General features: G+C 40.3%; 18 protein-coding genes. 9 read left to right on the top strand and 9 right to left on the bottom strand.

Translation table 11 applies throughout. The annotated features are described in order from the left end of the window. Positions 1-74: 74 nt before the first annotated feature. From fahA to L641_RS0119380, 3 genes are all read right to left on the bottom strand, one after another. Entirely contained in the window at positions 75-1,388 is a 1,314-nt protein-coding gene (fahA, locus tag L641_RS0119395) for a fumarylacetoacetase (RefSeq protein WP_013464453.1), read from the bottom strand. Between the two features lie 197 nt (positions 1,389-1,585). Further along, positions 1,586-2,632, bottom strand: coding sequence for a 4-hydroxyphenylpyruvate dioxygenase (gene hppD / locus L641_RS0119390; protein WP_016899429.1), 1,047 nt, complete (start codon positions 2,630-2,632; stop codon positions 1,586-1,588). 540 nt (positions 2,633-3,172) lie between these two features. Next, positions 3,173-4,672, bottom strand: coding sequence for a peptide MFS transporter (locus tag L641_RS0119380; RefSeq protein ID WP_013464455.1), 1,500 nt, complete (start codon positions 4,670-4,672; stop codon positions 3,173-3,175). A 743-nt stretch (positions 4,673-5,415) separates the two neighbouring features. Here L641_RS0119380 and tyrR point away from each other — a divergent pair. Then, entirely contained in the window at positions 5,416-6,972 is a 1,557-nt protein-coding gene (gene tyrR / locus L641_RS0119375) for a transcriptional regulator TyrR (RefSeq protein ID WP_013464456.1), read from the top strand. 112 nt (positions 6,973-7,084) lie between these two features. After that, positions 7,085-7,621 carry a thioesterase family protein gene (locus tag L641_RS0119370; RefSeq protein WP_016899430.1) on the top strand — a complete coding sequence of 179 codons (537 nt, stop codon included), beginning with the start codon at positions 7,085-7,087 and terminating at the stop codon, positions 7,619-7,621. A 53-nt stretch (positions 7,622-7,674) separates the two neighbouring features. Here L641_RS0119370 and L641_RS0119365 read toward each other — a convergent pair whose 3' ends face one another. Next, complete coding sequence (locus tag L641_RS0119365) at positions 7,675-8,328, bottom strand: OmpW family outer membrane protein (protein ID WP_013464458.1); 654 nt, start codon at positions 8,326-8,328, stop codon at positions 7,675-7,677. 273 nt (positions 8,329-8,601) lie between these two features. On the opposite strand from L641_RS0119365, the gene L641_RS0119360 reads away from it, so the two are divergent. Together L641_RS0119360 and dapE are read left to right on the top strand one after the other, a co-directional pair. Then, a complete protein-coding gene (locus L641_RS0119360) occupies positions 8,602-10,020 on the top strand; it encodes an MATE family efflux transporter (RefSeq protein ID WP_013464459.1) in 1,419 nt (472 codons plus the stop codon). A 71-nt stretch (positions 10,021-10,091) separates the two neighbouring features. After that, positions 10,092-11,300 (top strand): succinyl-diaminopimelate desuccinylase, encoded by a 1,209-nt coding sequence (gene dapE, locus L641_RS0119355; protein ID WP_024602839.1) that lies wholly within the window; start codon positions 10,092-10,094, stop codon positions 11,298-11,300. Between the two features lie 80 nt (positions 11,301-11,380). On the opposite strand, the gene L641_RS0119350 is transcribed toward dapE, so the two are convergent. Then, entirely contained in the window at positions 11,381-13,111 is a 1,731-nt protein-coding gene (locus tag L641_RS0119350; RefSeq protein WP_024602838.1) for a lysophospholipid acyltransferase family protein, read from the bottom strand. 160 nt (positions 13,112-13,271) lie between these two features. On the opposite strand from L641_RS0119350, the gene L641_RS0119345 reads away from it, so the two are divergent. Further along, on the top strand, positions 13,272-14,192 hold the full coding sequence (locus tag L641_RS0119345) for a glyoxylate/hydroxypyruvate reductase A (protein WP_024602837.1): 921 nt from the start codon (positions 13,272-13,274) through the stop codon (positions 14,190-14,192). 257 nt (positions 14,193-14,449) lie between these two features. Here L641_RS0119345 and smrA read toward each other — a convergent pair whose 3' ends face one another. The 3 genes from smrA to L641_RS0119325 form a co-directional block, all read right to left on the bottom strand. Next, positions 14,450-15,031: a DNA endonuclease SmrA gene (gene smrA, locus L641_RS0119335; protein ID WP_024602836.1), complete on the bottom strand. Its 582-nt coding sequence runs from the start codon at positions 15,029-15,031 to the stop codon at positions 14,450-14,452. Between the two features lie 396 nt (positions 15,032-15,427). Continuing rightward, on the bottom strand, positions 15,428-15,673 hold the full coding sequence (locus L641_RS0119330; RefSeq protein WP_013464466.1) for a hypothetical protein: 246 nt from the start codon (positions 15,671-15,673) through the stop codon (positions 15,428-15,430). Positions 15,674-15,779: 106 nt separating this feature from the next. Beyond that, complete coding sequence (locus tag L641_RS0119325) at positions 15,780-16,199, bottom strand: hypothetical protein (protein WP_029750472.1); 420 nt, start codon at positions 16,197-16,199, stop codon at positions 15,780-15,782. A 109-nt stretch (positions 16,200-16,308) separates the two neighbouring features. Here L641_RS0119325 and L641_RS0119320 point away from each other — a divergent pair, with 109 nt between their 5' ends. Beyond that, on the top strand, positions 16,309-16,692 hold the full coding sequence (locus tag L641_RS0119320) for a response regulator (RefSeq protein WP_008114419.1): 384 nt from the start codon (positions 16,309-16,311) through the stop codon (positions 16,690-16,692). A 67-nt stretch (positions 16,693-16,759) separates the two neighbouring features. Here the strand turns inward: L641_RS0119320 and rpsT are convergent, their stop codons facing one another. Continuing rightward, on the bottom strand, positions 16,760-17,020 hold the full coding sequence (gene rpsT, locus L641_RS0119315) for a 30S ribosomal protein S20 (protein WP_008114420.1): 261 nt from the start codon (positions 17,018-17,020) through the stop codon (positions 16,760-16,762). A gap of 253 nt (positions 17,021-17,273) precedes the next feature. Between rpsT and murJ the strand changes: the two genes are divergently transcribed. The 3 genes from murJ to ileS all read left to right on the top strand — a co-directional run bounded on the left by murJ (position 17,274) and on the right by ileS (position 22,713). After that, the gene (gene murJ / locus L641_RS0119310) at positions 17,274-18,854 is read left to right on the top strand and encodes a murein biosynthesis integral membrane protein MurJ (RefSeq protein WP_024602834.1); all 1,581 of its coding nucleotides are present in this window, start codon (positions 17,274-17,276) and stop codon (positions 18,852-18,854) included. Between the two features lie 74 nt (positions 18,855-18,928). Beyond that, positions 18,929-19,855, top strand: coding sequence for a bifunctional riboflavin kinase/FAD synthetase (gene ribF, locus L641_RS0119305; protein ID WP_024602833.1), 927 nt, complete (start codon positions 18,929-18,931; stop codon positions 19,853-19,855). Between the two features lie 29 nt (positions 19,856-19,884). Beyond that, the gene (ileS, locus tag L641_RS0119300; protein ID WP_024602832.1) at positions 19,885-22,713 is read left to right on the top strand and encodes an isoleucine--tRNA ligase; all 2,829 of its coding nucleotides are present in this window, start codon (positions 19,885-19,887) and stop codon (positions 22,711-22,713) included. Position 22,714 lies beyond the last annotated feature (1 nt).

Here is a 22,714-nt window from a genome sequence, read left to right as displayed (position 1 = left end):
GTAACTATGGCTTAATTAATAAAAAAGGGCGGCTTATTCGGCCACCCTTTTTTACTAGTTTATTGATTTTACAATTATTTTGCTGGCAATACCGTACTCTCTACGCAGCCGAAGCCAATACGTGCAAAACCTTCTTTTTCACACCAGCCACGCATTATCACGTTGTCGCCGTCTTCCAAGAAGCTACGCTGTTCGCCGTTGCTTAAGGTGATTTTTTCTTTACCACCACGAGAAAGCTCAAGTAATGAACCGGCTTCTTCATGAGTTGGGCCTGATTGCGTTCCAGAGCCCAGCATGTCGCCTGGCATAAAGTTACAACCGTTTACCGTATGGTGAGTCACCATTTGTGCCACAGTCCAGTAAGAATGCTTAAAGCTAGATTTAGACACTTGTGTTGGGTTGTAGCCTTCATCACGCATTTTTTGCGTTTGAATTTTAACATCCATTTGAATATCAAATGCGCCTTGATCACGGTTAGCCGTTGATTCTAAATATTCCAATGGTTGCGGATCATTTTCATCACGCGTCCAGCTTGTTCTAAATGGTGCAAGTGCTTCGGTAGTTACAATCCATGGTGACACGGTTGATGCAAAGTTTTTTGCTAAAAATGGACCAAGCGGTTGGTATTCCCATGCTTGTAAATCACGTGCTGACCAATCGTTGAAAACACAAAAGCCAAACACATGTTTTTCAGCATTTTCAATGGCAATAGCATCACCCAGCTCATTACCCTTACCCAAGTAAATACCCAGTTCAAGCTCGTAATCAAGACGCTTACACGGACCAAATGAAGGTACTTCTGCGTCTGGCGCTTTAGTTTGTCCTTTAGGGCGATGGAACTGCTGACCAGATACGCCAATAGATGACGAACGACCGTGATAACCAATCGGTACCCACTTGTAATTCGGTAGCAGTGGGTTATCAGGGCGGAATAAACTACCTACGGCCGTAGCATGATAAATCGAGGTGTAAAAGTCGGTGTAATCGCCAATGCGACATGGCAGAGCAAATTCAATCTCGCTTTGCGCAATAAGTGCGTGTGTAAGTTGTTCTTGATGCTCAGAACCTTCACGTAATGCTTTCGATAATGCTAAACGTAGGGCTGACCAATATTGCTCACCCAGACCCATAAACTCATTTAGTGTAGGATTACTTGCTGCAGCAATGGCGACTTGAGCATCGCCACTAAAAATAGCGAGTTCATTTACTTTTGCTAAATCAATAACCTGATCGCCAATGGCAACCGCGCCACGGAAAGCTTCGTTGCTATTTTTGCGACGTACTTCGGCAAAAGGTAGATTTTGGATAGGGAAGTCACATTGTGCATCATTTGCTGATGCAACCCAGCTAGTTAAATTTATATCATGGGTTTCGTTAATTAAACTCATTACATTTCCTTTGGTTTAGTTGGTCGCGCATATCAATTTATTAAATAAGAACATCGCACCAGCAAGTTTTAAATATCTACTAGTTATATGGTGATGAAAAGCGCGATTTAAACACGCAAAGAGAGATAAGCTCTCTTAGCTACGATTAAACGACAAAAAGCAGCGAAATACGCTGCTTTTTAGAGTCATAATTTTAATTATAAAACGCCGCGGCGTTCTTGATCTCGCTCGATTGATTCGAACAGCGCTTGGAAGTTACCTTCACCAAAGCCACCATCGTCAACACGTTGAATCATCTCAATGAAGATTGGGCCAAATAAGTTTTTAGAGAAAATTTGCAATAAGTAGCAATCTTCGCTTTGGCTATCAACCAGGATTTGATGCTCACGAATCTTTTCTTTGTCTTCTTTAACCCATGGTACACGGTCAAAAATAGTATCGTAGTACTCAGGGATAATATCTAAAGTGGCGATAGTTGATTTATCTAACTTATCAAGTGAGCTCACTAAGTCATCAGTTAAAAAGGCTAAATGCTGTACACCTGGGCCATTGTATTCGCCTAGGTATTCATCAATTTGGTTATTGTCGTTACCTTTACCTTCATTGATTGGAATAGAGAAAGTGCCACAAGGTGATTTTAACGCATAAGAGAGTAAGGCTGTTTTTTGGCCTTTAATATCAAAGTAGCGCACTTCGGTAAAACCAAACACGTCTTTATAAAAGTTAGCCCATGTTTCCATTGTGCCTTTATAAACGTTGTTAGTTAAGTGGTCTATACGTAAGAACCCTTTATCATTGACGACGTTTTGCTCAGCTAAATCTTCAAAGTCGTTTGCGTAGATAGAGCCTTTATCGCCAAACTGTTCAATAAAGTATATTAAGCTGTCGCCAATGCCGTAAATGGCAGGGTACGGTAAGTCTTTATTTGCTGCATCAGTAGCAGGCTTAGCGCCACGCTCAACCGCTGCTTCAAAAGCCGCTTGAGCGTTCTCTACGCGCCAACCCATAGAACAAATTGCTGGGCCATGATTTTTAGCAAATTCAGCTGAAAAACCATCGCGTTCATTATTTAGTAAAAAATGAATATCGTTTTGGTTGTAATAAACAATGTCTTTACCTTTGAATTTTTTTAACTTTGAAAAACCAAAATCGGTAAACACTTTATCCATGTAATCGGCATCGGGTGTTGCGTACTCGGTAAATTCAATACCAACCAAACCTAAAGGGTTATTTACTTCACTCATTATAATTACTCCCGCAATTAAGCACTGCGATTATTAGTTATCGTATTGCCTGCATGATTAACCAGATTGGTGTTTTGGGGAAGAGGGTGTTGTTATTTAGTAAATAGCGCGTGTGTAAATTTTACGAGACGGTTATCAAAGTATGTTGTTTATTTACATACGAGCAGGTGAAAGTAAAAATTAGGTAGCGAGATAAAAGTGTAGGTTTTCTTGTTAAATTATTGATTGTTAATAGTTTAATTTAATTTATTTATATGTGTTTTTAGTTTTTTTGCGCTTAAAAAAGTGCAGTTTTTGTATTTTATTATTTACACTTTTAATGAGTTTGGTTAGCTGCGATATATATAAAAACAAAGAGTATTGATGGTTTGCTGCTATAAACTCGTTTATGCACAGTGATGAGGTATAAATAATAAACGGCTGAATGTAAAAATTGTGGGGTTTAATCAAGCGGCCATAAAAATACCCCCTGCAGTTAACTACAGGAGGTATTTGATATCATTTATCAAAGCTCATAATTATGCGTGTGATAAATCTAAATTATTGTGTTGGTGCGGTTTGTTCTAAACCTTGTTTTTCCCATATTTTAGCTTTAAAACTCATCAGTACTAAGATGATACCTACACCGATACTAAATAAGGCAATTTGTAGGTAAAGGTTCGGGATTTCTTCAACATTGTTAGGATCAAAGTTACCAGCAAGTAATCCTGAAATCACGTTACCGATAGAGTAAGTAAGTACGAATACCCCCATCATTTGACCAGTAAAGCGGCGAGGCGATAACTTACTTACAGCGCTCAATGCAACTGGGCTCAAACAAAGCTCACCCACTGTGTGTAAGAAATACGTAGTAACAAGCCAATAAGGTGCTACTTTTAAGCCTTCAGCGGCATAGTGTGCTGCCATAAACATTACTAAAAAGCCTGAAGCCATAATAACGAGGCCCAACGCACATTTTACGCTGTAAGTAGGCGAGACCATTTTTTTAGATAAATTAATCCAAAAAGCGGCAAAGAATGGCGATAGCGCAATAATGAACAATGAATTTAGAGATTGGAACCAGGTCGTTGGAATTTCAAATGTGCCAACCAGACGGTCTGTATAGTCACGAGCAAACAGATTTAATGAAGAACCGGCTTGTTCAAAGCCAGACCAAAAACAGGCTGAAGCGACACAGACTAAAAATAGCGCCCACATTCTTTGTTTTTCAGCATCGGTTAGTTTGCCTTTGAAGTATATAAGGCCAAAGTAAACGAAAAAGATAACAGTAAATATAACTGCGGTGTACCCTGCAACAATCGATGGGTTAATGACAATAGCACCCGTCATCGCAGCAGCGGTAACACCGGCGGTCGCGATAACAAATGCAGCAATACCACCCCATGCGCGCGAAGTACCTTTAGGGCTTAATGGGTTAGCAGGTAATGCGCTGTGATCTGGTAAGTTTTTAAGTGTGCGCTTGTATTGAATTAAACCAATACCCATACCAACAGCCGCGGCACCAAATGCCCAGTGCCAACCTACGTTTTCCATAAAGTAACCACACACGTAGTAACCAATTAAAGAACCTAAGTTAATACCCATGTAGTAAATAGCGAAACCACCATCACGGCGCTCATCTTCGTCAGTATAAAGCTGACCAACCATGGCACTGATATTAGGTTTAAGTAAACCAGTACCAGTTGCAACAAAGATCAAACCAATAAAAAATGAATATTCATGTGGCACGGCTAAAATAATATGGCCACACATGATAATAATACCGCCATACCATACTGCTTTTTGACCACCAAATAATCTATCTGCTAACCAACCACCAGGTAAACCTAAAAAGTATACTGAACCTGTGTATAAGCCATAAATTGCAGCAGCAGAAGCAACGGTAAATCCTAGGCCTTCTTGTTGTAAACTTGCTGTCATAAATAATACGAGCATCGCTCGCATACCGTAGTAACTCATTCGTTCCCACATTTCTGTGAAAAACAGGGTTGAAAGTCCTTTAGGGTGACCAAACCAGCCACTGTCAGAATTTGAACTCATATTTACTTCCTAATTCATTATTGTTTTGATGACCTTGTGGTTTTTTATTTAGCTAAATTTTTACTCATAAAAAGTATAATAAATGCTCGATCATCAGTGTTTTTTATGCAGCTAAGGTAATGGTTTGCTAAACGCAGCTATACGTTTAGGTAAGCGTCACACCCTTATCCTAGTTACAATTGCGCCTAAGTATACATAGACCTTTGTGCGAGGGGAAGCGTTGAGCGCGCTATCATACATCGGTTATGTAATTGTTAAATACCAGTGTGTGAACCCCTATTTGCTGCAGTAAACACCTAAACTTATCAAAAAATATCTTTAACATCATAGGTAACATTGTCATACCAACGTTATCTTTAACACTGTTTAAATACAGCTTGAAAAATAAATAAAAGCTTTGTTTTACGGGTAGTTACAGCTACTAAATTTTTAATAATAGTTAACCTTTACCACTTTAATTTAATAATCACCACTTAGATTAAACATGAGCGAATATTGGCGTATGGACAGTAATGATTCGCTCATTGCAGCATATAATTTATACAAGGTCAGCTTGACTAAATTGAGTTGCAATAACCCGGACTTTTAGTGAACAGCCAAGCTTGAATGCGTTAAGTGCTTGAAAAAGCCCTCTAGTTAGTAAAAAAACATTTTTTCGTCCAAATTTCTTTACAATAAACTATGCTCGTAAACAGAGTTAGCGTATTATTCACGCCAACTAGTTTTTCCTTACCTGAGGGTGTATGCGTTTAGATATTCACTGTGCAGACCGAGTTGGTATTGCTCAAGAGATTCTTAATATTTTAGTTAGCTACAATGTTGACTTAAAGGGGATTGAAGTCGACTCAGTAAATTGTCGTATGTATGTGAGTTTTCCTGAGATTGAATTTGAACAATTTCAAAAAATCATGCCGTCTATTCGCTTAATCGATGGTGTACATGATGTACGCACAACCGCGTTTTTACCGTCTGAACGTGAGCACAACGAACTTAACACCTTATTAAGAGCACTTCCTGATGGCGTTATATCTATTGATGCTAAAGGGTGGGTGCGCCTGTGTAACGACGCAGCCTGCAAAGATTTACAATTAACAGAAAAAGAAGTCACCGGTGCTAATATTAATAATTTGCTCAAAGGCTTTAACTTTACCCGTTGGTTAGAGGGCAAAGAAGTACTGGGGCAAACCACGCGTGTTGAAGTAGCAGGTGAAGATTTTATTGCTGATATTCTGCCTATTGCGGTCCCTCAAGGCAGCGAAGGCGATGTGTTAGCGGGCGCGGTAATTAATATAAAATCGCAAAGCCGTTTAGGTCAGCAAGTGAGTGCTTTTAGGCGTTATGGCCAAGAAAGCTTCGCGACTATTCATAACTTTAGCACGGCGATGCGCCGTGTGGTTCGCGAAGCGCGAAAAATGGCGCAACTTGAAGCTCCCATTCTTATTACGGGTGAAACGGGGACGGGTAAAGAGTTGCTAGCACGAGCTTGTCACTATGCATCTAACCGCTCAGTAAAACCATTTATTGCTTTATCGTGTGCCTCGTTACCAGATGATGTTGCTGAGTCCGAACTATTCGGTTATGCCGGGTATGAAGAAAACGCAGCGCCTAAACGTGGTGTACTCGAACAAGCGGATGGTGGAACGGTATTTTTAGATGAAGTAGGTGAAATGTCGACGCAGCTACAAACTAAATTGCTACGTTTTTTACAAGACGGTACATTTAGAAAAGTTGGCGACGAAAACGAAGTTAAAGTGAACGTACGTATTATTGCTGCCACGCAAAAAGATTTACCAGCAATGGTTCAAGAGGGCGTATTTAGAGAAGATTTATACTACCGAATTAATGTATTAACACTAGAAATTGCGCCGCTCAGAGATCGTAAAGCGGATGTTGGGCCACTTGCTGAACACTTTATTCAAAAATATGCGCAGCAAAATGGTCATACAGTCCCCGAGTTATCTGAAGAATGTTTAACGTTTTTACAAGATTACCCATGGCCTGGTAATGTGCGCCAATTAGAAAACGCGATTTACCGTGCGGTATCGTTGTTAGAAGACAGTGAACTGCGCGTTGAACATTTACAGTTACCCACGTTTACCCATGATTTAGGCTATTTAGAGTCTGATTTTGAGGGCTCGCTTGATCAAGCGGTTAAGCGTTTTGAAGCCACCTTACTGCGTAAGCTTTATCCTGCCTATCCTAGCTCTCGTCAGTTAGCTAAACGCTTGGGACTAAGTCATACTGCTGTGGCTAATAAATTGCGTGATTACGGCATTAACCGCAAAACGGTTAAAGTTTAAAAATAGATACCCAAATATCCTCATTTAGTGATTGATTCCTTGGTTTAAAAACAACCAAACGAGTCAATCGCTATGATACACTGATAAAAACTCAACTGGTAAGACCTCTGCTGTGAACTTATATTTTAGACTGCTGCTGTTATTTTTTAAAATTAAACGTAATCGTGACTATCAATCGCTGTTAGATACGGTTGATATAGACTACAAAGCATTACCTAGTGACTGCGATATTAATTTGCATTTAACCAATTCACGCTATTTAGCGATGATGGACTTGTCGCGTACCTGGATGACTGAACGGGTTGGTTTGCTTAAGCAAATAATGAAACGTCGTTGGTTTCCTATTGTTAATGCGACAGCCATTACCTACATCCGCGATATTAAGCCAATGCAACGTTTTACCATTAGTACGCGTTTGGTTGGCTGGGATCATAAATACTTTTATATTGAACAAAAGTTTCATTCAGAACGTGGCTTACATGCCATTGCTTATGTGCGCGGCGTGTTTAAAAGTAAGAAAGGGGTGGTCAGTGTTGAGCATATGCTCGAGGTTGCAGGCTTTGACGGGGTTGCCCCCATTTTACCGGCTGAAATAATTCACTGGAAAGAAATGCTTGAGCAAAAAAAAGTAAATAACTTACCTCGCTAAACACAGGCAAAAAAAAAGGCCTAACGGCCTTTTTAACACACACATAAACGTTATTAAAACGAGTATTTAAGACCAAACATGGCTACAACAGGGTCAAGTGACACGGTTGATGTTAATGCTTTTGCGCCATTAGCATAAACAGTCGCATCAGTATCAATATCCATGATAGATACCATAGCGTGTAGGCCCCATTTTTCATCAATCTTGTAGTTAGCACCTACTTGAGCAACAAAACCAAATGAATCATCTAGTTTTACTTCTACATCGTTAGTTCCTAACGTTGCTTTAAGTGCTGCAGAAGGCTGTTCGTCAAAGAAGGTCGTATAGTTAATTCCCACACCTACAAACGGACGAAGTGCATAGCTGCTATCTAAAAAGTGGTACTGTGCAACCAGTGATGGTGGTAAATGTTTAATATCAGCAATTTTATTACCAGCTAAACCACCAGTACCTTCTACATCATGAGAAAACGGCGTTGCTGCAATAAGCTCTAATACCCATTGGTCGTTAAATGCGTAATCTACAGTAATACCTAACTGAGTATCTGAGTCGCCTTTTAAGCCTAGAGTAGGTGCTTCGTTAATTTTTGAACCATCGTTATCTGGATTAACATTAATTGCGCCAACATTAACACTAAAGTTAGCGTGTGCTGCAGGAGAAAGAGCCAGTAAAGAAGTAAGTATTGCAATGCTTAGTTTAGTTTTCATGTTGTTCTCCGTGAACTACTGTGTGACTATTTGTTGATTGAGGCTATTATTGCTCGAGGTTAAAAATAAAAACCTGTTCTAGATCAAAGTTTCAAAAGCGGATGAGTAAAGAGCCTCTATTTATTGATTTAGATTAAACTTTTACTTAATTAGTGCTTAAAAATTATTGACTGATCACTTAAATACAAGCCGCAAACGAAGTATTCATAATATAATCAGCTAGTTTTGTTAAACTAAGGCTATGTTCACGGTTTAATAAAAGTAAGCGACCTCATGAATCCCTCTGGTCAACTATTTCTTCAAGGCTCCATTGCTAAAGCGCTGTTGAAATTAGGTATTCCTATTATCCTCATTAATATATTGCAGTCGGCTTATCAGCTTACGGATGCATTTTGGGTTGGGCGATTAGGAGCAACCCAAGTCGCTGCAGTGTCTATTAGTACCCCGATCACTTTTTTAGTCATTGCTATAGGCTCTGGGCTTGCAATGGCCGGTGCTATTTTATCGGCGCAATACATGGGCGCAGGTCAGCAAGATAAAGTGAACCATGTTGCAGCGCAAACGGTGTTAATGGTTGCATTTACCGCCTTAGTGTTAGGGCTACTTGGTTATGTACTTTCCCCATACTTTTTAAAACTGCTAGGCGTTGAACAGGCGGTTTACAGTGATGCGCTTAAGTTTATGCATGTGTCCTTTATTGGCGTTATTTTTGTGTTTATTTACGCCATGTTCCAATCGCTAATGCGGGGCATTGGGCAAACTAAAGTACCTTTAATCATAGTTAGCACCACAGTGTTACTTAATTTTATTCTCGATCCGCTATTTATTTTTGGTTACGGCCGCTTTGAAGGGCTTGGCGTTATGGGCGCTGCGCTGGCGACTTTGGTTACACAAAGTTTAGCGGCGCTGGCGGGAATTATTATATTTTTACGCGGTCGCCATGGCATTCAATTACAGCTAAAAAGCTTCTATCCCGATTGGCAATATATGAAACGGGCTTTTTTCTTAGGAGCGCCTGGTTCTATTGAATTATCAACACGTGCTTTTGGCTTGATCATCATGTCATTTTTAGTGGCAAGCTTTGGAACCGTTACCATTGCGGCTTATGGCGTGGGCTCTAATATTTTGCAAATGGTGATGATCCCTGCCATGGGTTTATCAATGGCGGTATCAACCTTGGTGGGGCAAAATATGGGCGCCGGCAATATTAAACGGGCTGAGCAAATAACGAAGCTTGCCAGTATGTGGGGATTAATAGGCCTTTCTTTTGTTGGGGGCATTGCTTACTTGTATGCTGATACGCTGGTAGCATTTTTTATTCCCGAAGATAACAGTGTAATAAATAAAGGCGCGCAGTTTGTTCAAGTGATGTGTTTAAGCTGGGGGGGAATTGGTGTTCAGCTTTGTATTGTTGCTGCTTTTCGTGCCTCTGGGAATATGCTTAATGCCATGATTATCGCGTTATTATCCCAATGCGTGGTGCAGTTTCCTGCCGCTTATATTCTTTCTAATCACACTTTGCTTGGCGATCAGGGAATATGGTATTCGTTTGCAATTACGAACATAACCATCGCACTGATAGCGTTCGCTTGGTTTATGCGTGGCGCATGGAAAAAAACCAGATTAACCAAAGAAGATAAACACATTGTGCAGGTGACACGAGAAACATTAATAGAAGAGGGCACACGTTAGCCTGTACTTTCATAATGCGGTCATAAAAAGTCGTTGTAATAAATACACTGCTAAAACGAGGTGTGTTTATTATGACAAAAGCTATCAACAAAAAAGTACCCGCGCCGTACTTAACTATTCCACAGTTAAAAACGCTCAGTCACTTACAAACGCTGATCCGATTTAAGTCAATTACGCCTAATTCGGCAGGTGGTATTGAGTGGCTGGCACATCAGCTAACTGATTTAGGTTTTAGCATTGAGCAGTTTAGTGCCCATAATGTCACTAATTTAATTGCTAAAATATCTTTTGGAGCAGGCCCTGTGGTGGCATTTTCTGGTCATATTGATGTGGTCCCTGCTGCGCAAGGTGGCTGGTTAGCTGATCCGTTTGATGGAAAAATAATTAATGATGCGATTTATGGGCGTGGTGCAGCTGATATGAAAGGAGGCATTGCAGCCATGCTCAGTGCAACGCAGTCGCTAATACATAGTGCGCAGCAAAAGCAGGGCTCCTTGTATTGGTTAATCACCTCTGATGAAGAAGGTGAAGCAGAGCATGGCTCAGTGTTGATTGCGAAACGCCTAGCGCAACAAGGTGTTGTACTTGATGGCTGTATTGTTGGTGAGCCTACAAGTCATTTGCAAGTGGGCGACACCATAAAAAATGGCCGACGTGGCGCGCTGTCAGCGCGTTTAACTATTCAAGGAAAAGCAGGACACGTGGCCTATCCTGAAAATACCATCAATGCTGCGCATATCAGCGCTGAAGTAGTGAATAGATTAACCCAAATTGATTGGCTTTTAGATGAGCCAAGCTCAAAAACAAGCTTGCAAGTTACCGGTATTAATATTGATAACGTGCTTGATAATTTAGTGCCTGCTCAATGTGATATTACGTTTAATATTCGCTACAGCCATGGGTATAAAAGTACAGATGTGAAACAGCTGGTACTTACTGCACTGAATGATTTAAACGAATATTTAACGGTGCAATGGGAGCGTCCATGTGAGCCTTATTATACAAGCCATAGGGCAGAGCGCTGCTTACTCGCCCAGCTAGAGCAGGCAATATTTAACGTGACCGGAAGCTATCCAGTACTTAGTACCAGCGGCGGGACTTCAGATGGGCGGTTTTTTGCAAGTAAAAACACGCAAGTGATAGAGTGCGGGGTTTTAAACCAGACTATTCATCAAGTAAATGAACATGTGCCCATTAGCGACTTGTTACAAATAGAGAAAATATACACCCAACTATTAGTACATATATTTAGCCAATCTAATAATGAGGAGATTAGATAAATATTAAATTGCCTAAGTTTAAGTATTTAAGTTTAAGCGCCCAAGCTTAGGCGCTTAAGTTAATATTTTAACGGCAAAGCTTAGTTTATTGAGGCGGTGTCTTGCGCTCCCAAATAGCGTTTTGCTTTACTCGGTTTTACTTTCTCAAGGTCGACCAATACCAATCCATCAATACAATTATTAAATTGCGGATCAATACTAAAACTTAAAAACGTTACCCCATTTGGCTCACATAGCTCGGTGTATTGTTTAAATAGTGTGGGTACATGGGTGCCCATATTAGCCAGTATGTGTTTAAGTTCTACAAAGTCTTCTTTGATGTTGTTACCCATAAACAAATTAGTGCATTGAATCTGTTGCTCACGGGTGTGACGAAATGCATTGTTAGGCGTTGCGAGTGACTTTTCAGAGCCATAATAGTGCTGATAATAATGCACCAGTAAGGATTTTGCTTGCTCTGGCAGTGCGTTTGACACACTCACTGCACCAAATAAGTAACGATACTGAGGGTAGCGATTAATAAAAGCACCAATGCCATACCATAAATAGTCGAGGCTTTTTCTGCCCCAGTATTTGGGTTGTACAAAACTACGGCCTAATTCTATGCCTTGCTTGAAGTATGGCGTCATCTCTTGGGTATAATTAAATAAGCTATCGGTATAAAGCCCACGTTGAGAGTGCTGTTCAATTACATCCTGCGCGCAGGCTAATCTGTAAGCGCCAACTAGTTCGAGTGATTGTGCATCCCATAAGACTAAGTGTTGATAATGCATGTCGTATTTGTCTATATCACGGCGATTGCCACTGCCTTCACCTACTGCACGAAAGGCAATTTCCCGTAAGCGACCCAGTTCACGAAATAACGGTGAGCTGCCTTGGTATTGGTATAAATAAATAACCATGCCATCACTGGTTTTACCTAAATGTTCACAGCTTTCGATGGCTTTTTTTAATTCTTTTTTACACTCTGGTGAGGCAATAGGGGCATGAGTTTTTAGTGGCAGTGTTTTTTTAGTGGTTAAACGGTACAGCTGTTTTCGTATAAGCTCGACCACTTCCTTGTCTTTTAAATCGGGTATTAAATAAGATTCAGGAGCAATGGAGGCGCCTATTTCAAATTCGAGCGATTTTTGGCGCTGTTTAAACATTTCTTTGACTAGTAATAAACTGGCAAGCGGTTTATATAGCATAGAGGCACCGTAAAAAAGCGGGCTGTTTCTGGCTTTTATATGTATGGGTAAAATTGGGCTATTGGCTTTTTTAGCGATACGTAAAAACCCGCTGTTCCATTTACAGTCTTTGATCCCTGTTGGTCGAAGTCGAGAAACTTCACCCGCAGGGAAAATAAGTAATGCTCCTTCATTTTTTAAATGCTGGTGGATATTACTAAGCTCTTGTTTTTTACTTTGCCCCGACAAATTATCAACGGGTAGTAATAATGAATGCATTGCATCAACGGTCATTAGCATTCGGTTAGCCACGACTTTTAAATCGGCACGCACCGTCGATAACACATTAATTAATGCAAGCGCATCTAAGGATCCAATTGGATGATTAGCAATAATGACAATTTTCCCTTCACTGGGAATATTTTCTATTTGTTTTGCTTTGTATCGAGTGTCAAAATCAAGTTCATCAAGTACTTGCTCGACAAATTCTATTCCTTGAAGATGGGGATAAGTTGTTGCAAAGTTTGTAAACTCTTGTTCATGTAATAAGTAGCTAAGGCTCTTTTTTACCAGTTTTTTTATTTTAAATGAGTTAGTTAACTGTGGTAAGTTAGTCGCAATTACTTTATCTACACTGATCATACGCACCTCTTTTTTATACTAGGCTAAAGCCAATATGTTTAGCTTAGAGTGCGGATATGACAATACGCGGTCAGTTGTGTGACTTTTTAAAACCGTTTACATACTATTGAATTGAACCATATCAGTACTATTATTCAGGGTTACTTTTTAAGGAATCATCATGTCAGTTTTGGTGGCTATAACAGGCCGGGACAACACAAAATTAATAGCAAAAATGCAATCACGATTGCCTAGTATTCGAATTGAAGAACTTGATGATTGCCAAAATTTAGAGAGTGTAGAGTTCGTTTTAGCGTGGAATGCGCCTGCATCACTGTGGCCCACGTTACCAAACCTAAAGGCTGTGTCATCATTTGGCGCTGGCGTTGATAGCATTGATTTAAGTTTATTACCTGCGGATGTAGAGGTCGTGCGTATTGTTGATAAACAGTTAGCCAACGATATGGCTGAATACGTACTTACCCATGTATTAGCACAAAAATTGCGATTAAAAGAATATGCAATAAAGCAACAGCAAAGTATATGGAAACCTAAAAGAGCGCATAAACATAATCAAGTAAGCATTTTAGGGTTTGGCGAACTAGGTCAAGCATGTGCACATAGGCTGGTTAATAACGGTTTTAACGTAAATGCTTGGAGCCGAAGCCCTAAAACATCAAACATTGCGACACTCTATCATGGTGATGACGGCTTAACACAGATGCTTGCGCAAACCGATTATTTAGTATGTTTATTACCGCTTACCAGCAGTACCCAAGGCATTATTAATAAACAGTTACTTGAGCAACTGCCTGAACATGCTGTGGTGATTAATGTGGCCAGAGGTGGGCATATAGTAGAAGCTGATTTACTTGATGCACTTAACAATACACGTATACGCGCAGCAACGCTTGATGTGTTTGCCAGTGAACCACTGCCAAGCGAACACCCTTATTGGTTGCATCCAGGTATTACTTTAACACCGCACTGTGCTGCGTTGTCAGATCTGGATAGTGTTATTGAACAAATAGCAGAAAACATTTTGCGTTTAAAAGCGAAACAGCCATTAATAAATTGCATTGATAAGCAGCAAGGTTATTAATTGGCAGTTGTTGGCCTTCAAGGATTAAAATTTGTTTAATTTTTAACAGAAACAGCTTGTTAACATTTGTAATTTTTATTATTGTTAAAAACAGTTCTAACAATAATAAAAAAATAGGATGAATTATGAAACCCAATCAAGGGGGCGCAAAAATTAGCATCGTGGTTGTATCTATCATTATATTAGGAATATCTGCCTGGTTTAATCAAGCCAATGCGGCAGCGCTGCTGATCTGACCCTTATTTTCACAGCAAGATTTAGCTACGCTTGCTGTGTATTTCTCTGTTTTGATGCTTTTTATCATCACTTTTCTTCAATAAAACATACGTCGCACCACTTCCTCCATGCTGCCTAAGTGCAGTATGAAACGCTAAAACGCATGGAATTGTTTGTAACCACTGATTTACGTAACTTTTTAATATCCCTGGCTTGGTTTTATTTTTAATACCTATGCCATGGCGAACGAGTACCATTCTTATATTTCGCTGATGGCAGTCTTGAACAAAGGCTAATAATGATGCGTGTGCATTTTTTAAAAGTTGCCCATGTAAATCAAGCGTCGCATCAAGCTGATATTTCGCTAATCTTACATTTTTAAAAACCGCGCTTTGTACGCCCTCTTTTTTAAAGCTTAATATGGCAAGTGGATCGAGTAATTCAAGTGGTTCATCCAACGGATTGAACTGTTCAGAGACTAAATCTGATTGTGCTGCTTTATTTTTTTCTTGCTGGGCGATGACCGCTTTATGGTTTTTAGGTGGTAAGGTCACAGTGTCATGCGTTATGGGGGTAACATCTTCCATAGAAGTTAAGAATAAATCGAAATCTGACAATGGCATGGGCTTATCTCAAATTAGGCAAGGGTCTGTTGACCTTTGCGGATTAAAATTTGTTCAAGCTAGGGGCGGTTTAATCGCGGCGCGAGGTTTGTAACCTAGTGGGCTAAGTAAAAACCGAGCAACAAAGAGTAAATCGCCCCTAGGTAGAACCCAAAGGGCAGCGCCTGTTTGGCATTGATGCTGCGTTATCACCTATCTATGGGGAATAACCACACCACATAGGCTCTGCCTTGCCTAAATACCAAACAGACTGCTGCAAATTTAACCTTGAAAGGTCAACAGACCCTATTACGAGATAAATTTTAACTTAGTTCAAACTAAGACCCAAGATCTTTAAAGCTGCAGCAAAAAAAAGCCCAGAAAAACTGGGCTATAAAATATTCTAAGGGGAAGTAATTAATGCTGAGATACGCTAAATTGCCCAAACGTATAAACTTTGAACAAGTAAAATGTGTTGATCAACACTAAACTCATATTTGAAATAATACTCGACGACATAAGATCTAAGCTAAATGATAGGAATAACAAACCACACGCACTAATCGCAGCAACGCGAAGCAGTGTCAGTTGGTTGATAAAGAATGCACCTAAACCTAGTGCAAGTAGTAATGTATTTAAAAGCCAATCTAGCTCGTTTAGCATGGTCGTTTCAATAGTTCAGTTGTTGAAAAAAGGAGCGCCATTATGTTGATCTTTTGCACAGCTTTCAACCAAGTAATTTTAAATTTTCAGATTAGTTTTTTTAATGCTAAAGGTGGGTCATTAATACCGAAAATAATCCCTCTTCAGCAATAACATGATATTTTTGGCAGCTTTGTGGTTGCTGAAGATCTACACAGAGGTATAGTGTTCTGCGATGCTTATCTAGTCTAGGGTGCAGCGTTGAATCCAGTAGCTTTGGTTTATTGGCAAATAGCCCTGGCCAATAAATACTTTTGCTAACCATGGCTGATTTTTTATAGGTGAGTAAACTAGGCTTTGGCGCTAAAACAAATATAAGTAATAATATCGTGAAAATAAAAAATGCGGTTAGTTTGGCGCCACGTTTTACACTTACTGCGCGCGGGTTTAATTGTAAGCCAAGGTTTGCAGGCTTGTTACTAGGTATTGGTTTAACATAGGCCGCTTTATTTTTTTTGCGACGACTCTTTTTTGTGTTTTTCGACATAAAGCAAATCTGGCCTTTTTGGCTTAGCTCTCTATAATAAAGTAAATATTTGTATTTTAAGCAAATCACCAATTTCGCAGACACGGCTTTTAGCCTATAAGGATTATATATGAATACGCAGCTATCTATTTTAATAGTTGATGATGTTAGCACGGTGCGTAGCTTTCTAAGTCAAACATTGATGCATTTAGGGATAGAGAATGTAAAAGAAGCGTCTACGGCCGCGCAGTGCATAAGTGAATGCCGTGCAGCAAACTTTAACATTATATTTTTAGATATAGAGCTACCTGACGGTGATGGTAAAGAGCTTATTGCGCAGATAAATGAGTTATCACCAGAGACAAACGTGGTGATGGTGTCGGCGCATTCAGGCGTTGAAAATGTGAAGGATGCAATAGATAGAGGGGCAAAAGGATTTGTGGTTAAGCCATTTTCTCCGAAGAAAATTGCGGCGATGCTGAAAAAGTTTTATCCAGAGCTCGATAACGTTTAAAAAGCGTATTTATTTTGGGCAAAAAAAAACCGGCAAAAGCCGGTTTTTTTAATCTTGCAAAAACAAATTATAGCGCTTTAATTTTAGCAGCTAAACGGCTCTTATGACGAGCAGCTTTGTTTTTGTGGATTAGACCCTTAGTTGCGTAACGGTCTAGGATAGGTGTAGCAACAGAAAAAGCTTGCTGTGCAGCTTCTTTATCGCCAGCTTCAATAGCTACGATTACTTTTTTGAAGTAAGTACGCATCATTGAACGACGGCTTGCGTTGTGCTGACGGTTTTTTTCGCTTGTGATAGCGCGTTTTTTTGCAGACTTGATGTTAGCCAAGGTTTGCTCCTAACAATCTTAAATAAAGCTTAAATTAAAGGCCGTGGAATATGCCTGTTTTTATCATGAATGTCAATTTAATTTTAACAATCCAAGAAAAACTGCTCCTTATAACGAACATCAATTTGCCGCTTTAGCAGTTAATGGCGCTATTGTAACAAAGCAAGGGGTTCGAGCCTAGTGCTTTAAAGCGATTTATAAAAAAGACTATGGCATAATTAACTTAATTGCTGATTTTTAATATGGATTTATAGTGTCAAAAGGTTTGTTTCGTTCCGGGATGATTGTAAGTGCAATGACAATGATCTCGCGTATTTTAGGGCTAGTGCGTGATGCTGTTGTTGCTAACTTGTTGGGGGCAGGGGCTGCTGCCGATGTGTTTTTATTTGCAAACCGTATTCCTAATTTTTTACGCCGTTTATTTGCTGAAGGGGCTTTTGCACAGGCGTTTGTACCTGTATTAAGTGAAATCAAAGAACAACAAGGCGATGATAAAGTCAGAATATTTGTTGCGCAGGCGGCAGGTACACTCGGCACAATTTTACTACTCGTTACGCTTTTTGGTGTTGTGGCATCCCCCGTTATCGCCGCTTTATTTGGTACTGGTTGGTTTATTGATTGGTGGCAAGGTGGCCCTGACGCAGAAAAGTTTGAGCTTGCCAGTTCACTATTAAAGCTGACCTTTCCTTATTTATTTTTTGTAAGCTTAGTGGCGCTTAGTGGCGCAGTAATGAATGTGTACAACCGTTTTGCAGTTGCCGCATTTACTCCCGTATTACTTAATGTTTCTATTATTGGTTGTGCCATTTTATTGCATGACCAATTTTCTGTTGGTGCATATGCATTAGCAATAGGCGTATTTTTAGGGGGCGTGGTACAGCTATTATTTCAACTGCCGTTTTTATATAAAGCAAAAATGTTGGCGCGCCCGCGATGGGGTTGGCAAGACGAAAATGTTAAAAAAGTGCGTAAATTAATGCTCCCAGCGTTATTTGGTGTATCAATTAGTCAAATTAACTTATTACTCGATACGGTAATAGCTTCATTATTGATGACAGGCTCTATCGCTTGGCTGTATTACTCAGATAGACTGATTGAATTCCCACTTGGTTTATTTGGTATTGGTATTGCGACGGTTATTTTACCTGCGCTATCAAAATTACACAGCAGTAAAAAAAGTAGCGACTTTCAACATACCCTAGATTGGGGAGTGCGATTTGTGATTTTTTTAGGGCTCCCGGCCATGATAGGGTTGATGATTATTAGCCCGTTGATTATTACCGTGCTGTTTGATCACGGCGCGTTTAAAGAGGCTGGCATTGATCACGTTAAGGCAGTGAGCTTAGGGGTGGTTGCCTACTCGGTGGGATTAGTCAGTTTTATGTTAATTAAAGTGTTGGCGCCTGGGTTTTATTCTCGCCAAGATACGAAAACACCGGTGCGCATTGGTATTGTCACTTTAGTGCTTAACATGGTGTTTAATATTATGCTGGCGCCCTTTATTGGCTATTTAGGCTTAGCCCTGGCAACCTCTATGTCGGCTAGTTGTAATGCCTACTTACTGTACCGACAGCTTAAAAAAGAGAATGTTTACCAGTTCTCCAGCATGAGTGGCTACTTCACTTTGAAGTGTTTGCTGGCGAGTGTGACGATGGGCGCACTAGTGTGGTTTACCAGTAGACATTATGATTGGGCTAGCTGGCACTTTAGTGAACAAGTTATGTTGTTGGTTGTGTTATTAATTATTGCGGTTGTTAGTTACTTTTTTATGTTGTTTTTGATGGGCGTTAGACTAAATACGATAAAAAGTGTAGCAATTACTGAATCAAATTAAAAAAAAGATTATAATCGGACACTCTGCGACCCAAGGTCGCATTTTATCGCTCGCTGAAAAAGGCATTAGGTGGCATGGAGTTAATTAGAGGTATACACAATATACGCCCACAACACTTTGGTTGTGTGCTAACCATTGGTAATTTTGATGGTGTTCATTTGGGTCATGCTGCCGTATTAAAAGGGCTGTTAGCGGATGCCAAAGAAAATAATTTACCCAGCACTGTAATGTTATTTGAGCCTCAGCCACAAGAGTTTTTTGCAAAAAACAATGCCCCGGCTAGGCTTACTCGACTGCGTGATAAACTTCGTCTATTGAGTAACTTGGGGATTGAGCGCGTTATTTGTATTAGCTTTAATCAAGCGTTTGCAAATATGCATGCAGAGCAGTTTGTGAGCGATATTTTAATTAAAAAGCTGGGCGTTAAAGCATTAACGGTTGGCGATGATTTTAGATTTGGTAAACAGCGCCAAGGAAATTTTAGCCTATTGGCTAATATGGGTACTCAAGCGGGAATGAGTGTTAAAAGCACTGCCAGCTTTAGGCAATTAAATGCTAGAGTAAGCAGTACCTTAATACGAGAAGCGCTTGCTGAGGGTGACTTGGTTAGTGCAAAAGTCATGCTTGGGCATAATTATGCGATATCTGGGCGAGTTATTCACGGCTGGAAAAAAGGCCGAGAACTAGGTTTTAGAACGGCAAATATTGCGCTAAAGCGTCAAGTTTGTCCGGTTAATGGCGTATTTGCGGTTCAAGTAATGATCGCAGGGAAACACGTTTTTGGGGTAGCTAACATTGGAAACAAACCCACATTTAATGGAACTCGTGCCTTATTAGAAGTACACCTTTTTGATTTTGCACAAGATATTTATGGACAATTTATGCATGTGGAGTTGATTGAAAAACTCCGCAACGAGAAAAAATTCGAGACATTAACACAACTGACGGCACAAATAGCAACCGATGTTGCCGCCGCTAAGCAGTGTTTTGGTTTAAATTAGGTAGCCGATAGAGACGGAAAGTAGGATTAATGAGCGACTACAAACATACTTTGAATTTACCGGAAACAATGTTTCCAATGCGTGGCAATTTGGCACAACGTGAACCAAAAATGCTTAAAGCATGGTATGAAGACGACCTGTATGGTCAAATTCGCAGCGCAAAGAAAGGTAAAAAAACTTTCATTTTGCATGACGGCCCTCCGTATGCAAACGGCGATATCCATTTAGGCCATTCAGTAAATAAAATATTAAAAGATATTATTGTTAAGTCTAAAACCTTATCAGACTTCGATGCGCCATACGTACCGGGTTGGGACTGTCATGGTTTACCAATCGAGTTAATGGTTGAGAAAAAAGTCGGTAAACCCGGTGTTAAGGTAACTGCTGCAGAATTTCGCGAAAAATGTCGTGCCTATGCTAAAAAGCAAGTGGAAGGTCAAAAAGTAGACTTTAAACGTTTAGGCGTTTTTGGTGATTGGGATAAGCCTTACCTAACCATGAACTTTGACTTTGAAGCCAATGCAATTCGTGTACTAGGTCGCATTATAAAAAATGGCCATCTACATAAAGGCGCAAAACCTGTGCATTGGTGTACAGATTGTGGCTCTGCATTAGCAGAAGCAGAAGTTGAATACCAAGATAAACAATCGCCAGCTATCGATGTACGTTTTACTTTTGCTGATCAAGACGCAGTAGTAAATGCGTTTAACTTAGCTGATGGCCATCAAGGCACTGGCAGTGTAGGGACTGTTATTTGGACTACGACACCGTGGACTTTGCCAGCTAACCGTGCGGTTGCTGTGCATGCTGATTTAGAATACGCGCTAGTACAAGTAGACGATGAAGGTGCTCAGCAGCGTCTGATTTTAGGTTCTGAGCTTGTTAAAGATGCGATGGATCGTTTTGGCTTTAACCACTTCCATATCCTTGGCTATGTTAAAGGTGCAGCACTTGAAAACTTAATCGTTGCACACCCATTTTATGACTTTAACGTACCGGTTATTGTAGCTGAACACGTAACCACAGATTCTGGTACGGGTGTTGTACATACTGCACCTGGTCATGGTCAAGAAGATTTCGTGGCAGGCCTTGAGTATAATCTTGAAGTAGCTAACCCAGTTGGCGCAAACGGAGTGTACTTACCTGACACTGAATTATTTGCCGGTCAACATGTGTTTAAAGCCAATGCGAGTGTAATTGAGGTATTAAAAGAAAATAATGCCTTAATGCATCATCATGCATTAACTCATAGCTACCCACATTGTTGGCGCCATAAAACGCCTATTATCTTCCGTGCCACACCACAATGGTTTGTTAGCATGGATCAGGCTAACTTACGCAAAGATTCACTGGCTGAAATTAAAAATACTCAATGGTTACCTGAATGGGGCGAAAGCCGTATTGCCAACATGGTTGAAGGCCGCCCTGATTGGTGTATTTCGCGTCAACGTACGTGGGGTGTACCTATTGCATTGTTTGTTGATAAAGACACGGGTGCATTACACCCAAATACTCAAGAGCTGATTGAACAAGCTGCAGTACTTGTGGAAAAATCAGGTATTCAAGCATGGTATGACCTAGAGCCTGCTACTTTGCTAGGTGAAGAAGACGCTAAACAGTACATGAAAGTACAAGACACGCTAGATGTGTGGTTTGACTCAGGTGTGACTCATGCTTGTGTAGTTGATGCGCGTGAAGATTTAGTTGGTCCTGCAGATTTATACCTTGAAGGTTCTGATCAACACCGTGGTTGGTTTATGTCATCAATGATGACTTCAGTGGCAATTAATGGTCATGCACCATACAAGCAAGTGCTTACGCATGGCTTTACGGTTGATGAAAACGGCCGCAAAATGTCTAAGTCATTAGGCAATGTTATTTCGCCACAAAATGTGATGAATAAACTGGGCGCTGATATTTTACGTTTATGGGTAGCATCAACTGATTACACGGCAGAAATGACTGTATCCGATGAAATATTCAAACGTTCGGCAGATCGTTACCGTCGTATTCGTAACACCAGCCGTTACTTACTTGCTAACCTAAGTGGTTTTGATCCAAAAACGGATCAAGTTGCTGTTGATGATATGGTTGAGCTTGATAAGTGGATTGTAGGGCGCGCAGCACAGTTACAAGATGATATTTTAGCGGCTTACGATAGCTACCAAATGCTATTAGTAACGCAAAAGCTAATGAACTTCTGTACCGGTGAGCTTGGTTCGTTCTACTTAGACGTTATAAAAGACCGTCAGTACACGGCAAAAAGCGACAGCCATGCACGTCGTTCTTGTCAAACAGCGCTTTATCATATTGCTGAAGCAATGACGCGTTGGATGGCACCAATCATGAGCTTTACAGCGCAAGAAATTTGGGAAGCACTTCCAGGTGAGCGCAGTGACTACGTGTTTACTTCAACATGGTATGAGGGATTACAAGCACCAACAACGACCAAGTTTAGTAATGAAGACTGGCAAGCTATTTTAAATGTGCGTGACGAAGTGAACCGTCTGTTAGAAGCTGCACGTAAAGAAGAAGTGATTGGCGCAACATTACAAGCAACCGTAAACCTGTTTGCCAACAAAGAGCTTGCAGCAAAACTTGCGGCGTTAGGCGATGAGCTACGTTTTGTGTTGTTAACCTCTGCGGTTAACGTTACCGAGGTAGATAGTCAACCTGCAGATTCACAAACTACTGAAATTGATGGTTTATACATTAGCGTATCAGCAACAGATGCTAAAAAGTGTGAGCGTTGTTGGCATTACAGTGAAGATGTAGGTGTTGAGCCTGCTCATCCCGAAATTTGTGGTCGTTGTGTAAGTAACGTTGACGGTGAAGGTGAAAAGCGTCAATTCGCTTAGG

It is taken from the genome of Pseudoalteromonas sp. TB41 (genome assembly GCF_000497975.1).
Classification (GTDB): Bacteria; Pseudomonadota; Gammaproteobacteria; order Enterobacterales; family Alteromonadaceae; genus Pseudoalteromonas; species Pseudoalteromonas tetraodonis.
Note: the sequence above shows the minus strand (reverse complement) of the source record. Positions and strands in the feature narration are given on the sequence as shown.

Coding starts and splice junctions, on each gene's coding strand:
- fahA (WP_013464453.1), bottom strand. CDS start 1,388: ATGAGTTTAATTAACGAAACCCATGATATAAATTTAACTAGCTGGGTT.
- hppD (WP_016899429.1), bottom strand. CDS start 2,632: ATGAGTGAAGTAAATAACCCTTTAGGTTTGGTTGGTATTGAATTTACC.
- L641_RS0119380 (WP_013464455.1), bottom strand. CDS start 4,672: ATGAGTTCAAATTCTGACAGTGGCTGGTTTGGTCACCCTAAAGGACTT.
- tyrR (WP_013464456.1), top strand. CDS start 5,416: ATGCGTTTAGATATTCACTGTGCAGACCGAGTTGGTATTGCTCAAGAG.
- L641_RS0119365 (WP_013464458.1), bottom strand. CDS start 8,328: ATGAAAACTAAACTAAGCATTGCAATACTTACTTCTTTACTGGCTCTT.
- L641_RS0119360 (WP_013464459.1), top strand. CDS start 8,602: ATGAATCCCTCTGGTCAACTATTTCTTCAAGGCTCCATTGCTAAAGCG.
- dapE (WP_024602839.1), top strand. CDS start 10,092: ATGACAAAAGCTATCAACAAAAAAGTACCCGCGCCGTACTTAACTATT.
- L641_RS0119350 (WP_024602838.1), bottom strand. CDS start 13,111: ATGATCAGTGTAGATAAAGTAATTGCGACTAACTTACCACAGTTAACT.
- L641_RS0119345 (WP_024602837.1), top strand. CDS start 13,272: ATGTCAGTTTTGGTGGCTATAACAGGCCGGGACAACACAAAATTAATA.
- smrA (WP_024602836.1), bottom strand. CDS start 15,031: ATGCCATTGTCAGATTTCGATTTATTCTTAACTTCTATGGAAGATGTT.
- L641_RS0119330 (WP_013464466.1), bottom strand. CDS start 15,673: ATGCTAAACGAGCTAGATTGGCTTTTAAATACATTACTACTTGCACTA.
- L641_RS0119325 (WP_029750472.1), bottom strand. CDS start 16,199: ATGTCGAAAAACACAAAAAAGAGTCGTCGCAAAAAAAATAAAGCGGCC.
- L641_RS0119320 (WP_008114419.1), top strand. CDS start 16,309: ATGAATACGCAGCTATCTATTTTAATAGTTGATGATGTTAGCACGGTG.
- ribF (WP_024602833.1), top strand. CDS start 18,929: ATGGAGTTAATTAGAGGTATACACAATATACGCCCACAACACTTTGGT.
- ileS (WP_024602832.1), top strand. CDS start 19,885: ATGAGCGACTACAAACATACTTTGAATTTACCGGAAACAATGTTTCCA.